The following is a 14,700-nucleotide window of genomic DNA, read 5'->3' on the forward strand; positions in this document are numbered from 1 at the left end:
ATAAGCTAAAATAAAGATAGTTATTGTGAAATATCATACAAAAAGTTATATTAATCACATTTTTGGTTTAACTTTTGCATTGGCAGTCATCTTAGGTGAGATGATGAAGTTTACTCTGACAGGAGAGGTGGCATTATATGGCTGAACTATCTATTAGTGCATTACTGATTCGTTTTACTCTGGGAGGATTGGCTGTAGTAGTATCTACACTAGTAGCGAGAAAGCTGGGTGAAAAAGCCGGAGGCATATTTGCCGCATTCCCGGCTGTTTATTTAGCAGCACTGCTGACTGCAAGTCTGGATTTTAGCGGTACTGAACTCATTTCCTATTCGATTCTTTTATCGAAGGGCGCTATAGTTGGAATGGCCGTAAATATACTTATTGCTATTATTGCAGGATATCTATTGCCAAGGAAAGGCTGGAAGAGGGGATTATCCCAAGCTGTCGCCTGCTGGTTTATCATATCAATCGTTGTAGTAGTATTTACTTCTTACTAATAGAATGAAGAGCGGACGATAAAGCAAATATTGTAGAAGAAAAGGTGTGTATTTATGAATAGTAAAGATTTGCTCATTCGATTCTTATTGGGCGGAGCGGCCGTTATGTTAAGCTATTTAGTCACCGTTGTCTCCCCTTGGAAAATTCTTGCTGGAATGTTTGCCGCTTTTCCAGCTGTTATGATAACCGCTGTTTTAATGATGGGCATTGTGTCGGGTTCAAAAAATGCAGCCAAAGTTGCAAATGGTTCTGTATACGGTATGATCGGGGGCGTTGTTTGTGTAGCTACTGTATGGGTTACACTTACATTAACCAATAACTGGCTGTTTAGTATTTTTCTTGGATTGGTATTATGGCTTGTCAGTTCCATTGCCGTTTCCATGTTCAGAGAACGTCTAAAAGGCTTTGACATAAAACATCCAAAAAATATGATTGGACATCTGAGGGAAGCACAAATTCGCCAAAATAAATAAAAGAAATCTAAAAGGGGTGCCTGCTTCCAGGCACCCTTTTATTAATGAATTTGTAATAACAACTCATTACTGTAGTTGATTGAAAACTTATGAAACGCTTCTGTCGCTGGACATAAATACCGATTTTTCATACAGGCCATGTAAACCATTTGGCTTGCTAATGGATGATTAATGGATAGTACTTTAACATTATAGTTATCAAGGACAAGCGTGCGCGGCATAATAGCTATACCAAAATTTACAGACACAAGACCTGCTATTACATCTGGTTCATCCATCTCACAGGCGATTTGAGGGATAACTCCTACACTTTCAAATAATCTGTCAATAATGTGGCGAATATCACTGCAAAGATTAAAAGAGACAAATGGATATGGTGCTGTATCTATTAAATCAATACGATCATAACGCGCAAGAGGATGATCATAGGATGCTACGGCAACCATTTCTTGCTCAAATAATGGTATGAACTCCATTTCCGTTTCGTCTTCATCTAATAACGAAAAAGCAATATCCACTTTTCCTGATTTTAAATCTTGAAAAATCTTTTTATTTGAACCTTGGCTTAACGTAAATCTGACATTTTTATATTTTTCTTTTTGGGAAAAGGCTTGAATCATCTTTGGAACAAAATGAGGTCCTAAATGATACATAAAGGCTATATCAATTACTCCCCTTGATGGACAAGTAATATCATGTAATTTCTTTTCCCCCTTTTCCAGCTCATCCAAGGAACGCTCTACATATTGCAGAAAAAAGCGACCGTACTTAGTTAAACGAATATTTCTTCCATGTTTTTCAAATAAATAGGTTCCCAACTCCTTTTCTAATTCTGAGATTGCATGGCTTAAGCTTGGCTGCGTAATTGATAACTGCTCAGCAGCCTTGGTAAAATGTTCATATCCTGCAAGTACCCGAAAATAATGAAGCTGTTTCAAATTCATTCATACCAAGTCCTTTCATTGATAGAAAAAAGTATGACGAGTAACTGTTTGAATGATGAAAAAGGAATAGAAAAACAAGATTTAAAAGTAGTTACTGGCTATTAATTGCAGATATGATTTATGTAAAAAACTATACTATACAACTAAATATTACCATTTATGTCATAATAATAGAGTGTCTAAAAACAAAAAGTTTTGTTATATCTGTGAAATAGGTAACAATTAAAACTAATTTCTATAAAAATAGTAATAATATTGTGATCTTTCCATATATAAAGGTTCTAGATGGTGAGCTGCTACAAAGGTTTGTTTGAAAAAATTTCCTATATATGTTAAAATTATCACAAGAAAACAGATGAATACATAGAGGGAGTAACTGCCTGTCATCCTCAGGATTCAAAGTCGTCAAAACGGATTTCATATCCCGGCTTTGAAAACTTTTTAGTTAAGTGAGACTCTATAGCTGGGAGAATTCCTGGCTATAGAGTCTTTTTTATAGGATAAATAGGTTGAATTCTTTGAAAATAGTAAAAGGAATTGAACATTGTAACTCGAGTATCAGGAGAAAGGGAGATATTAATGAGTAATTATTATCGGGAAAAACCGGATGATGTTATGAAAGCCTTAGGAGTTACAACTAGCGGCTTACGCTCAGCTGAAGTAGATAAAAAAAGAGAGCGATATGGTTTTAATGAACTGCAGGAAGGAAAACGAAAAAGTACACTTCAAGTATTTTTAGAACAATTTAAAGATTTTCTAGTTATCATCCTGCTTGTAGCAGCAATTACTTCAGCCTTTCTAGGAGAAGTGGAAAGTACAATTGTTATTATGGTCGTTGTCGTTTTAAATGCCATCCTGGGTACGGTTCAGCAAGTAAAAGCAGAACAGTCCCTTAACAGTTTAAAGTCACTTTCCTCTCCAACTGCCAAAGTGTTAAGAGATGGGCAGAAGGTTGAAATTCCTTCAAGGGAAGTAATCGTAGGAGATATTCTTACTCTGGATGCTGGTGATTTTGTACCGGCAGATGGAAGGATCATTGAGAATTATAGTCTGCAGGTAAACGAAAGCTCACTTACAGGTGAATCTCTAGCAGTTGTAAAAGAAATGGATCCGATTCAAAAAGAGGATGTTCCCATCGGTGATAAAAAGAATATGGTGTTCTCGGGAAGTTTTGTCACAAATGGACGCGGGGTAGTAGTAGTCACTGATATTGGAATGAAAACTGAAATTGGAAAAATAGCCAATTTATTAGAGTCAGCTCAAGAGAAAAGAACACCATTACAGGTAACATTGGATCACTTTGGTAAAAGATTAGCGGTCATCATTATCATCATTGCCCTCATAATATTTGGACTCGACATATTTAGAGGCCGGGGAATTGGCGATTCTTTCATGTTTGCCGTGTCTCTTGCCGTTGCGGCCATTCCTGAGGCCTTAAGCTCCATTGTAACAATTGTGCTTGCATTCGGAACGCAAAAGATGGCAAAGGAAAATGCAATTATAAGAAAGCTTCATGCAGTTGAAAGTTTGGGCAGTATTTCTGTTATTTGCTCGGATAAAACAGGAACGTTAACGCAAAACAAAATGACCGTCCAGCAGCTGTATGTTGATCTAAAGGTCATCCCCCATAACCAGTTAAATAAGGAAAATCAATTAGAAAAAAAGCTTCTCTTAATGGCTTTATTGTGTAATGATTCAGTCACAATGGACAAAAAAGAAATTGGCGACCCTACCGAAGTTGCTTTAACGAATTTAGGTGAAGAATATGGTCTTGATGAGCTGGTGATCAGAGACCATCATAAAAGGATAGGAGAAATCCCATTTGATTCCGACCGTAAATTAATGAGTACGGTGAATAAGATCGATGGTAAATTTATGATGATCACGAAAGGGGCCCTAGATGTTCTGCTTTCCCGTATGAAGCAAATCGAAACATCTGAAGGGATCCTTGATTTTTCTGAAAAACATCGAAAAGAAATTGGGGAAATGAATGAAAGCTTTTCCATTCAAGGCTTACGTGTTCTCGGCTTTGCCTACAAAGAATTGGCTGAAGGCCAGACCGTTAGTTTTGAAGATGAAAAAGATTTAATTTTTGTCGGCTTAACAGCCATGATGGACCCGCCAAGACTAGAATCAAAGACTGCTGTTGAAAATTGTATATCTGCCGGTATTAAACCGGTTATGATTACAGGGGATCATAAAATTACAGCTTCAGCAATAGCTAAACAAATAGGAATCTTAAAGGACGAATCAGAAGCGATTGAAGGTGTTGAAATTGAAAAGCTGTCAGATGAGGAGCTAAAGGAAAAAGTAGGTGATATTTCCGTTTATGCCCGTGTTTCACCAGAGCATAAAATCCGGATTGTGAATGCCTGGCAGGAAAAGGGCAATATTGTGGCCATGACAGGTGACGGGGTAAATGACGGCCCTGCCTTAAAGCAGGCTGATATCGGGATTGCCATGGGCATTACCGGTACCGAGGTTGCAAAAGATGCATCGGCAATGATCTTAACGGATGATAACTTCTCAACCATCGTAAAAGCAGTCTCAAACGGCAGAAGTATTTACGCCAATATTAATAATTCAATTCGGTTTTTACTTGCTGGTAATACTGCTGGTATTTTATCTGTCCTATATGCATCGCTGCTGGCTTTACCGGTACCTTTTGCGCCTGTCCATCTTTTATTTATTAACTTATTGACAGACAGTCTGCCCGCTATTGCGCTCGGACTTGAGCCGCATAATAAAAATATTATGAAAGAAAAGCCAAGGAATATTCATGAACCGTTATTAAATAAGAAATTTGCTGCCTTAATTGGGATTGGCGGTATGCTCATTGCTATTTCAACGATAACAGCCTTCCATATTGGATTGAAAACAGGTGATGAAGTAGTCGCAAGTACAATGGCTTTTGCCACATTATGTTTAGCAAGATTATTTCATGGATTTAATGTACGAGCAAAGCAATCTGTTTTTCAAATCGGACTGTTCACGAATAAATATCTCTGGTTCTCCGTTATAGGAGGTATCTTTTTATTACAGATTGTCCTCATGCTGCCGCCTCTGATGGGGATATTTGAAACGGCTCCGTTAACAGGAACCCAGTTTGGCTGGATTTATGGACTTGCCTTAATGCCGTTGATTGTCAGTCAGATTTATAAATCACTTTTTATTAAATCATAATAGACCATTCAGTTTTTCACAGAAAAGGGCTGGAGGAAGCTTACATTTGCTTTCGTTCAGCCCTTTCTTTTCTTTTTTTAGGAATGATTTATAAGGAGAATAGGGAATTCTAGAAAAAACAGTCATTCACTTGGAGGTTGGTCCTCATTGATAACGGAAATACTGGTACTTATTATATTAATCCTTTTAAATGCATTTTTTGCAGCATCTGAAATTGCTTTAATTTCATTAAATGATAATAAAGTGAAACTGATGGCTGATTCAGGTGATAAAAAATCGATTATGCTGCACAAATTAATTGCTGAACCGAGCCGTTTTTTGGCAACCATTCAAATAGGTATTACATTAGCAGGCTTTATGGCCAGTGCTTTTGCAGCAGATAGCTTTGCAGGCAGATTAGCCCTCGTTCTATATGACTTAGGTGTACCATTAGCAAGAGATTTGCTTGAGACCATTTCTCTAGTTGTTATTACATTGTTATTATCCTATTTTACGTTAGTATTTGGCGAGCTTGTACCGAAGCAGCTGGCAATGACAAAAGCGGAGCCCATCTCGCTGTTTGCTGTTACCCCGCTGACCCTTTTGTCGAAGCTGACAGCACCTTTTGTAAAATTATTAACATTATCGATGAATGTAACGGTAAAGATGTTTGGCGTCGATCCCAATGCAGAAGATGATCATGTTACGGAGGAAGAAATACGGATGATGGTGGATGTCGGAGAAGAAAAAGGGACGATCCAGTTTACGGAAAAAGAAATGATCAACAATATTTTTGATTTCGATAATAAGACGGTATCAGATATTATGACACATCGGACAAATATTAGTGCTATTCCAATTGATGCAGACTTGAAGGATACAGTCCATGTGGTTAATTTAGAGAAGTACACAAGATATCCGGTGTATTCAGAGGATATCGACCATATTGTCGGTATTTTCAATTCTAAAGACTTACTTGAGTTTTTAGAGGAAACACATACAGAGCTAAAAGATTTCAACTTAAAAGAAATGATGCGTGATCCCTATTTTGTGTTAGAATCAACTAAAATAGATCATCTATTTAACGATATGCAGAAAAATAATGTTCAGATGGCCATTGTGATTGATGAATATGGCGGAACGGATGGAATTGTTACGATTGAGGATTTAATCGAAGAGATCGTCGGGAATATCTTTGATGAATATGATGAGCCCGATGAAGGGGAGCCAGTTATTACAAAGCTTGATGAATATACATACTTAATGGATGGAACGGTCAGCTTGGATGATGTTGAGGATATTCTTAAGAAGGATTTACCAATAGAAGAATACGAAACATTAAGCGGCTTTGTGATCAGCCTGCTTGGGTATATTCCAATTGGCGAGGAAAAACCAACTGTGGAATACGAGGATGTAATATTTACTTCCCTTGAAACAAATGATCGGCGAATCATGAAAGTAAAAGTTAAAGTAAAAGAACCTGTTAAGACTGAAGAGGTGTAATGGTGACTGAAACGGTTGTAAAAATTAAAGCGCAATACAGCAATAAGATGAAAAAAGGGAATCCGATTGTTTTAAAGGATGCCATCGTAAACATTGATAACTTAGAAACCGAGGGAATGATTATCAAACTTGTTGATGAACAAGACCAATTTATCGGAAAAGGGTACTATGGAAAACAGAATAAAGGCTTTGGCTGGATTCTGACAAGAAAAGAAAATGAGGAGATAAATAATGATTTCTTTCGTCATAAAATCATGAAAGCAGTCCAATACAGACAAGCTTTTTTTCAAGACAAGGAAACAACGGCCTTTCGCGTGTTTAATGGCGAAGGTGATGGAATTGGCGGACTGACCATTGATTATTATGACGGCTATTATGTGCTCAGCTGGTACAGCCTCGGGATTTATCAGTTTAAAGATGCCATAATTGACGCGTTAACGAATCTTGTCCAATATAAAGGTATCTATCAGAAGAAACGTTTTGCGGAAGATGGAAAATACGTGGAAGAGGACGACTTTGTTACAGGTGAACAGGGTCAGTTCCCCCTTATTGTAAAAGAAAATGGTGCCAGCTTTGCTGTTTATTTAAATGATGGCGCCATGGTTGGAGTGTTTTTAGATCAACGGGAAGTAAGGAAAAGAATACGGGATCGTTATGCGAAAGGAAAGAATGTCTTAAATACCTTCTCGTATACGGGTGCTTTTTCCGTTTTTGCTGCCCTAGGCGGTGCATTAAAGACTACAAGCGTAGACCTGGCCAATCGAAGCAGAAGTAAAACCATTGAACAGTTCAGTGTCAATGGAATTGATTATGAGGCCCAAGATATCATTGTAGAAGATGTATTTCAATATTTTAAATATGCCGTAAAAAAACAGCTGACCTTTGATTTAGTCATATTAGATCCACCGAGCTTTGCAAGATCGAAAAAGGTAACCTTTAGTGCTGCAAAGGATTATACTAAGTTGTTGAAGCAGGCGATTGCCATAACAGAACCAGACGGGGTTATTGTGGCTTCTACCAATAGCGCAGCCTTTGACATGAAAAAATTTAAAGGTTTTATCGAAAAGGCATTTCGAGACAGCGGTGAAAAATATAAAATTCTTGAAGAATATTCCCTTCCAGCTGACTTTAAAACCATCAATGAATATAAAGAAGGAAACTACTTAAAAGTTGTATTTGTGAAAAAAATAAACTAAGGTATCAGGCACTACAAATGGACAAATGCTTACTAAATCTTTTTGTGGTGCCTGATACTTTATATTTTACTTAAAATATAATCTTTAAATTTTGTTACTGGCGGTGACATATATTTGTGTGAGCAGAAGCTTAAATAGATGTTTCGTTCATATTGAGGACTGACTATTTTAAGTTTTTTGACAGGGAAACGATCAAGTCCATAAATATTAGGAACAATGGCAATCCCTAAATTGGCTGCAACGAAGCCGCACACGGTTCCATCATCTGCTAATTCATAGGCAATATTCGGTTTCATATCAATGCTCGTAAACAATGAATCAAGGATTGGGCGTAAGTCGCTTTTTTGTTCATAGTAAATAAAAGGATATTGCGCTGCCTCCGTTAAATCTATTTCTTCTTTATCTGCTAAAGGATGATTTAAAGGAGTAATCAGCAATAGCTCTTGTTTCAGAATCGGGATAGACGTGATTCCTTCTCCTTCTATGTTAGAAGTAAAGGCGATATCAATTTTATTGTCTTTAAAATCCTCTTTAATTTCCTTCGTTGTTCCTTGATTTAAGATAAAATTAACCTGACTGTTTTCCTTGACTTGTAAAAAATCATGAATCAATGTAGGAATAAAATACTGTGAAAGGGAGTGCAAAAAGGAAAGGTTAATCGTACCTTTTCTAGGATCAATTAATAACTGTAATTCCTTTTTGGTATTTTCTAAATTCGAGAGAATGGGACGAACCTGTTCATAAAGAAAATAACCATATTGATTTATTTTAACGTTACGGCCTTGTTTATTGAACAAGCACACGCCCAATTCTTTTTCTAATTCTTTAATAGAATGAGTTAAGCTTGGCTGGGTGATTGCTAATAGCTGGGCTGCCTTTGTATAATGCTCGGTTTCAGCTAAAACACAAAAGTACTGGAGTTGATTAAAATTCACAGTAACCACCACTTTCAAAAATGATAAATGACTAAAGCATTAGAAAACAAGATTGTTCTACTAGAAATTTATCTTATTTATATTGGGATTGTCTATAAGTTTGTTCAATTATTCACAAATAGTTCGAACGTTAACGATACAATTGTTAAAATACCGACATAATCAATGCCAGCCTGAATGGATTGAATAATAGAAATTTAATCCTCCTACGATTGAGGGGGATTTTTTCGTTCTTTATTCAGTTGTAAAAAGTTAAGTGGAAACATTGAGTGGGTCGAGGTTCGCTCGACCCTTTTCTTATTAATGAATATCCTGTGATATCATGGTTAAATCAGTGGCAGAAACGGCTACTTCTTTAAAGGCAGAGCCTAATTCATTGGTTCTGTTGACAAAGGATTGAAGTTCCTGCTCGATTTTTTGATTTTGGATTTTAGTTTCATCTAAGGTAACTAATATTTGTTGGAAGTAATGCTCTGTTTCCTGCATCGTATTATTTTCATCATTGACGGCTGTCTTGATCATTTCCAGTGATTGCTTTAGTTTTTCAATTTGCGTATTTGTATTTAAAGTCAGGGAGGATACATTTGTAACAGATTTCTTTGTTTCTTCTGATAGTTTTCTTACTTCATCTGCAACGATAGAAAAGCCTCGTCCGTGTTCCCCGGCTCTTGCTGCTTCGATGGCTGCATTTAATGAAAGTAAATTGGTTTGATCCGCAATGCCTGTGACAATTTCAACAATTTCCTGTGTTTGTTTTGAAATATCTAAGAGAACCTGGACATCGCTTGAGATATTGTTCACAGAGGACTGAATATTAGATAAATTAACCGTTTGTTTATGTAATTGTTCCTTTCCTTTAAGAGCCCTCTCCTCTGCTAAGGTAGATAATTCCGAGCCCTTGTTGGCGATGGAAACAATTTCATTTGATTGCGAGCATAAATGTTGGAATGAGGCATCTGTTTCTTGAGATATCGCTGCCAGATTCAGCGATGCATTTGCAACGGATTCCCGAATATTTCTCTTTTCCTCTTCTGTTTCGATATTGATTCGATTAACCTCAAGCTCGTATGCTTCCAATACTAATTGTTGTTCAAAATTTAATATTTTTGTGACTGCAATAATGGCGCTATGACAGTTATCTTTGTTAGGAAGCTGTTCAACAAGAATGGATATGATGGAAAGAAGCAGGTTTTGAAAAGCTGCCATATACCATTTTGTTGGCAGACCTATTTTGACATGGATAAAGGCGATTCTTTTTCGTTTTTCAATAAATTCTTCATCAATGACACCAGAAAACATTTCAAGAAGATGCTGCTTCATTGTCGATTTTAATCGATCGATTGAACTATGATCGTGAATAATATTAACTAAAGACTGCTCCTGTTCAAGGGACCAATAATATTGGTTTACGATCATGTCCAGTTTTTCATTTATAAATGGCTGCAAAGCATGGATAACATCCAGGTCATCTGTTGTCAATCCAATCATTTCTAATTGCTTTTTAACCTCGGCACCATCTGGAATTGCTATTCTGCCGATTCCTTTTGCTAGATTCCATGTCTGTTTTTCTTGCTTTTTTTTGGTAAAAAACATCGATCTCCCTCCACCTAGCAATTTTATATGAATAAATCATACCATATATTAGGCGGTTTTTCCTTTGTTTATTAGGTAAAAATACTCAATTTTAGCAGTAAAATTAACGTAAAAGTCTTATTTGAAAATAGAAAAGAAAGGGAGGACGACGATTAGTAAACAGAGACAAATAGTAGCAAATGCACCATATCTTTGCTTCTCCTTCCACAAAGTGATGGCAAAGCCGAAGGTGTAGAGTGTTATGATAATTAAAACAACAGTAATCAGGAGATTCAAAGTTAATCCTCCTTCTTATTCAGCACTTTTTTTTGAGCTCCAAGGTCAATAATTTTTATATCTGGCTTCACGGTTAATTCCGCTTTCGGATATGATTTTTTCCAATTATACTGTTGAAATTCCTGATAGGTTTTAAAATATTTTCTTGCATACACAGATAAAGGGTATGGGGATCCTTTTAATTCGGTTTGCGTTTTTTTTATAAGTTCTTCAAATATAGATTTCGTATTTTTTGCTATATGTTCCTTTAAGACTTGTTGCTTCTTTGGCTCTTGTGCATAGTTGACCAAGGATGGATTTGACATAATTACTACGTTCAGCGGGACTGTTATATCAATTTTTGATTTGTCCCCTCTTACATTCATCTTGATTTTATTGTTTTTTGTTTTCATAATTCTTGCTGCCATCTGCTTAGTGTTATCAGAAAAAGGATCCGGCATATCGACTATGATATCTTTTATATCTGTTGTATCGTCAAGAATATTGACGATACGTGTTTCCAGTCCATTCAACTTATCAATCATTACACCGTTTTTGAAGACAGCTGATCCGGTAAATTGGGTATTATCAAGATCCCCGGATACATTCAATTGTCCTGCTGTGTACTGATCTTCCTCTTTAAATTTGGGATTTTTTTCTCTTTCTGTAGTTGTATACATGGCTATAAAGAGGTCGGTTCCTCTATCCATCGCCGAATAATAACGAAAAAGTGTCGAGTCAGGAATAAGTCCATTATCAATTCCGTGTTTAATCATGAATTGAAAATACTTATGTGGTCTTGTTTCCATCCGCGGTTTATTTTTTTTGAAATATTCGAATGCCTTTTCTTTACATACCGCTAAATAAGTATCCGTACGAATTTCCTTATCTTTTAGTGTATCGAATATGACGGGGACAAAATCTTGATCTTTCGCAAAATCCTCCGAGACGATGATCACTTTTAATAATTCATAGCTGATATCACGGGAGATGACCGAATTGGCTGTCGCTTTTGCAGCAATAAAATCATTGGCATCAAACGAGATGATTTCCCGAGGTTTCTCCGTTGACCCGCCGCCTCCTTGTAAACTTCCGACTTCAGGATTGGCAATTAACATGGTTACTTTAATTTTTCCATCATATTTTGAACGGTCTAATCCCAGTCCGATGACATAGGCGTTTTCTTCCAATTCTTCCCGGTCCCAACAGCCTGTCATTGAACAAATGATGACCATAAAAACGAATAGTTTACATACCTTTATTATTTTTTGCATGTTTGAACTCTCCTTTTAACAGTGCGACCGCCCATAAAAGTACGGAAATAATAGCAAATGTCGGACCGGCTATTAACCGGATTTTTGCTTTAAATTCAAGGCCCACGTCAAGAGGTGTTTCCGGGATCATTCCAATCATCAAATAAATGGCTCCAAGGGCTGGAAACAAATATTCAAACTCTTTTATGTGAAATAAACCCCCGAATATTTTTGCATTTATATATAATAAACCAGCAAAACGAATAAAAGCAGCCATCAGCCACACCGGAAGAAATAAGGTTTCCACATTTGCAAGGAAATTGCCAATTGAAAAATAGCGAATTGCTGTATGGAATGGATAACCAAGACCTCCTAAGGACCGATCAAACAGGCAGATAAAGACAAAAATGGCTGCGCTAATATGAATGATGTTTAAAATAAAAGCAAACCATGTACCTTTCGCAAAATCCTTAGTAGAGGACATGTTTGATAGTAAAACGGCTAAGATAACCAATTCCGCAAAAAGAGTTGTCGAATGAATACTATTTTTCAAAATGTCCTGTATTCCCGATCCCCAAAGAGGAAAGATAGCCTGTATACTGTTATCCTTGGTACTTAATAACAAGGCAAATCCAAAGGAAGCAATCACATACCAAATCAAGAGGTAGGCAACTGATCCAATGTGCTGGATGCCTTTTTTCGCCCCATAGACACAAACAAATACGAAAATAGCATATATGACTACTACCGGTGTCGTATTAAAATAGTACGCACGAATGATGTCAGTGTACATTCTTGAATCAAATGAAAAGGCAAGTGAACTGACGATAGATAGATATAAAAGAACAAAAAATCCGATATATTTACCAAGTAGCTGTCGCGTTACACCAACCAGGTCTTTACCTTGAAAGATAGAGAGCGTTTTTAATAATAGGAACACGGGAATAAGAAAGATTCCACCTGATATAAGCGGGATCATCCATGCTGCACTTTGCACGTCATTGTATAATGTAGCGGGAGTATTTTCAGTTGTTTTTGCACCGATCATTAGAATAGCGATGGATGTATATTCACGAAATCCTAGTTTTCCAGGCGGTTGTTTCATCAGGATCTATCCCTTTCCTTTTTTGACCATGTCCTTTGGTTTCAAATACCCAGGACGGAGCCTTTCCTTCATTGGGACATGGCGAATAATCAAGTCCTCTGAGGAGAAAAATCTTGGTGTCATTGGTGCAAAGTATGGTGTGCCAAATGATTTCAGTGATGCTAAATAAAACAGTCCGATAATAAATAAAGCTGAGGCCCCATAGATACCGATAAATCCGGCTGAAAAAATAAACAGAAAACGGGTGATCCGGATGGCAAAATTCATGCTTGTATCACTGATAATAAAAGAGCTTAAACCACTCAAGGCGATGACAATAATGACAATCGGACTAATAATATTTGCTTGAACGGCTGCCTGTCCCAAAATTAACGCACCGACAATCCCAATCGTTGGTCCAATAGGGGATGGCACGCGTAAGCCAGCTTCACGAATCAGTTCAAAAGCCAATTCCATCATCAAAATTTCAAATAGGGAGGGAAAAGGGACGCGTTCCCTTGTTCCGGCTATTGCCATTAATAAATCAGGCGGGAGCATTCCAATGTGAAAGTTTGTAATGGCGATATAAAAGGAAGATGTGAACATGGCGATAAACATTGCAACGAACCGTAAGATTCTGGTGAAATTTCCGTATGGAGTTCGTAAATAATGATCCTCCGGTGAATGGATCAATGCCCAAAACGTCGCCGGAAGAATAAGACTGCTTGGTGAATTCTCCATTAACAGGATCACATGGCCTTCTTCAATGAAAGAAGCAGCCCGGTCAGGCCGTTCGGAATAGAGGATCGTTGGATATAATGACCGCGGCCGTTCTTCTATATATTGCTCAAGTGTACTTAAATCCATGATTGATTCGACATCAAGGGAATGCAATTTATCTTTCACAGTTTGGAGCAATTCTTCATTGACAAGATCCTTTTGGTAAACAAGGTACACGTTATTTTTCGAACGTTTAGAAATAAGCATAGTCTCTACGATTAGGTTTTCATTTTTTAACTTTTTTCGGATCAAGGCGATGTTTGTGATGACTTTTTCGTTAAAAGACTCTTTAGGCCCTTTGACAATGACTTCAGTATCTGGCTTGCCGATGGCCCTTCCTTGAATGTTTGCCGTTTCAAATAAATAACATTGTTCATCACCATCAACAATAAGCGCTGTATTCCCTCCATTAATCGATTCGAGAGTTTTCTCGATATTGGTCTCTGTATTAATAACTACTCCAGTGCAAAGATCAGGAATCCGTTTGTCCGGGATATCAATGCTAATTAATTTTTCTGTAATACCTTCCTGGATTTCACGTTTATCTACTATAGAACTGATAAAAATAATAAAGGCACGGCGATTGGTAGAACGTATTATAAACTCCCGTACTTTCACATCAATATTATTAGGGACACTATAAAGGGTTTTGAAAGTGGCTAAATTTTCCTCGTAATGAACGCTGATCTCTTGTTTCTTTAACTCAATCTCCTGGGCGTTCGACTTTTCCTTGAATTTTCGATTATTAACCGTACTGAATAACCTATTTAGTATATTCTTTCTCATCCTGAATCCCTCGAAACTTTTTTAGTAGTATTCCACAAAAAGACAAGTATATGTAAGAAAATGGTTTAGTGCATTAAAGCGGCGGGGGCCTGTCCCCCGCCGCTTTAATGCACTAAACCTTATGACCATTTTTGTCTATGAAACTATTATTTTATGGTTTTCGCCTTATAATAGTAAGTAGGTCGATTAGGAAAGGATAAGACGTTTTGAAGAGGAAATGGTTGGGTAGTTCATTTAT

Annotated in this window: 12 protein-coding genes; 5 read left to right on the forward strand and 7 right to left on the reverse strand. The window is 37.0% G+C overall.

Annotated features, from left to right (window positions below; translation table 11 throughout):
* The first annotated feature begins 137 nt into the window (after positions 1 to 137).
* The gene (locus R4Z09_RS04775) at positions 138 to 497 is read left to right on the forward strand and encodes a DUF3147 family protein (RefSeq protein ID WP_338451220.1); all 360 of its coding nucleotides are present in this window, start codon (positions 138 to 140) and stop codon (positions 495 to 497) included.
* A 54-nt stretch (positions 498 to 551) separates the two neighbouring features.
* The gene (locus tag R4Z09_RS04780) at positions 552 to 971 is read left to right on the forward strand and encodes a DUF3147 family protein (RefSeq protein WP_338451221.1); all 420 of its coding nucleotides are present in this window, start codon (positions 552 to 554) and stop codon (positions 969 to 971) included.
* A 41-nt stretch (positions 972 to 1,012) separates the two neighbouring features.
* Here the strand turns inward: R4Z09_RS04780 and R4Z09_RS04785 are convergent, their stop codons facing one another.
* Entirely contained in the window at positions 1,013 to 1,915 is a 903-nt protein-coding gene (locus R4Z09_RS04785) for a LysR family transcriptional regulator (protein WP_338451222.1), read from the reverse strand.
* 579 nt (positions 1,916 to 2,494) lie between these two features.
* Here R4Z09_RS04785 and R4Z09_RS04790 point away from each other — a divergent pair.
* From R4Z09_RS04790 to R4Z09_RS04800, 3 genes are all read left to right on the forward strand, one after another.
* Positions 2,495 to 5,098 carry a cation-translocating P-type ATPase gene (locus R4Z09_RS04790; RefSeq protein ID WP_338451223.1) on the forward strand — a complete coding sequence of 868 codons (2,604 nt, stop codon included), beginning with the start codon at positions 2,495 to 2,497 and terminating at the stop codon, positions 5,096 to 5,098.
* A 147-nt stretch (positions 5,099 to 5,245) separates the two neighbouring features.
* Positions 5,246 to 6,580 (forward strand): hemolysin family protein, encoded by a 1,335-nt coding sequence (locus tag R4Z09_RS04795; protein WP_338451224.1) that lies wholly within the window; start codon positions 5,246 to 5,248, stop codon positions 6,578 to 6,580.
* Positions 6,580 to 7,776, forward strand: a complete 1,197-nt coding sequence (locus R4Z09_RS04800) for a class I SAM-dependent rRNA methyltransferase (RefSeq protein WP_338451225.1) — start codon at positions 6,580 to 6,582, stop codon at positions 7,774 to 7,776. The genes R4Z09_RS04795 and R4Z09_RS04800 overlap by 1 nt, the downstream gene beginning before the upstream one ends.
* Positions 7,777 to 7,835: 59 nt before the next feature.
* Here the strand turns inward: R4Z09_RS04800 and R4Z09_RS04805 are convergent, their stop codons facing one another.
* The 6 genes from R4Z09_RS04805 to R4Z09_RS04830 all read right to left on the reverse strand — a co-directional run bounded on the left by R4Z09_RS04805 (position 7,836) and on the right by R4Z09_RS04830 (position 14,462).
* Entirely contained in the window at positions 7,836 to 8,711 is an 876-nt protein-coding gene (locus R4Z09_RS04805) for a LysR family transcriptional regulator (RefSeq protein WP_338451226.1), read from the reverse strand.
* A 300-nt stretch (positions 8,712 to 9,011) separates the two neighbouring features.
* Positions 9,012 to 10,304, reverse strand: a complete 1,293-nt coding sequence (locus R4Z09_RS04810; protein ID WP_338451227.1) for a globin-coupled sensor protein — start codon at positions 10,302 to 10,304, stop codon at positions 9,012 to 9,014.
* 117 nt (positions 10,305 to 10,421) lie between these two features.
* Positions 10,422 to 10,580, reverse strand: a complete 159-nt coding sequence (locus R4Z09_RS04815; RefSeq protein WP_338451228.1) for a hypothetical protein — start codon at positions 10,578 to 10,580, stop codon at positions 10,422 to 10,424.
* 2 nt (positions 10,581 to 10,582) lie between these two features.
* Positions 10,583 to 11,833: a Ger(x)C family spore germination protein gene (locus R4Z09_RS04820; protein ID WP_338451229.1), complete on the reverse strand. Its 1,251-nt coding sequence runs from the start codon at positions 11,831 to 11,833 to the stop codon at positions 10,583 to 10,585.
* Positions 11,808 to 12,917: an endospore germination permease gene (locus R4Z09_RS04825; RefSeq protein WP_338451230.1), complete on the reverse strand. Its 1,110-nt coding sequence runs from the start codon at positions 12,915 to 12,917 to the stop codon at positions 11,808 to 11,810. Before R4Z09_RS04825 ends, R4Z09_RS04820 begins: the two co-directional genes overlap by 26 nt.
* A gap of 6 nt (positions 12,918 to 12,923) precedes the next feature.
* Complete coding sequence (locus R4Z09_RS04830) at positions 12,924 to 14,462, reverse strand: spore germination protein (protein ID WP_338451231.1); 1,539 nt, start codon at positions 14,460 to 14,462, stop codon at positions 12,924 to 12,926.
* Positions 14,463 to 14,700: the final 238 nt, after the last annotated feature.

This window comes from Niallia oryzisoli, from assembly GCF_036670025.1.
GTDB lineage: Bacteria > Bacillota > Bacilli > Bacillales > Cytobacillaceae > Bacillus_BD > Bacillus_BD oryzisoli.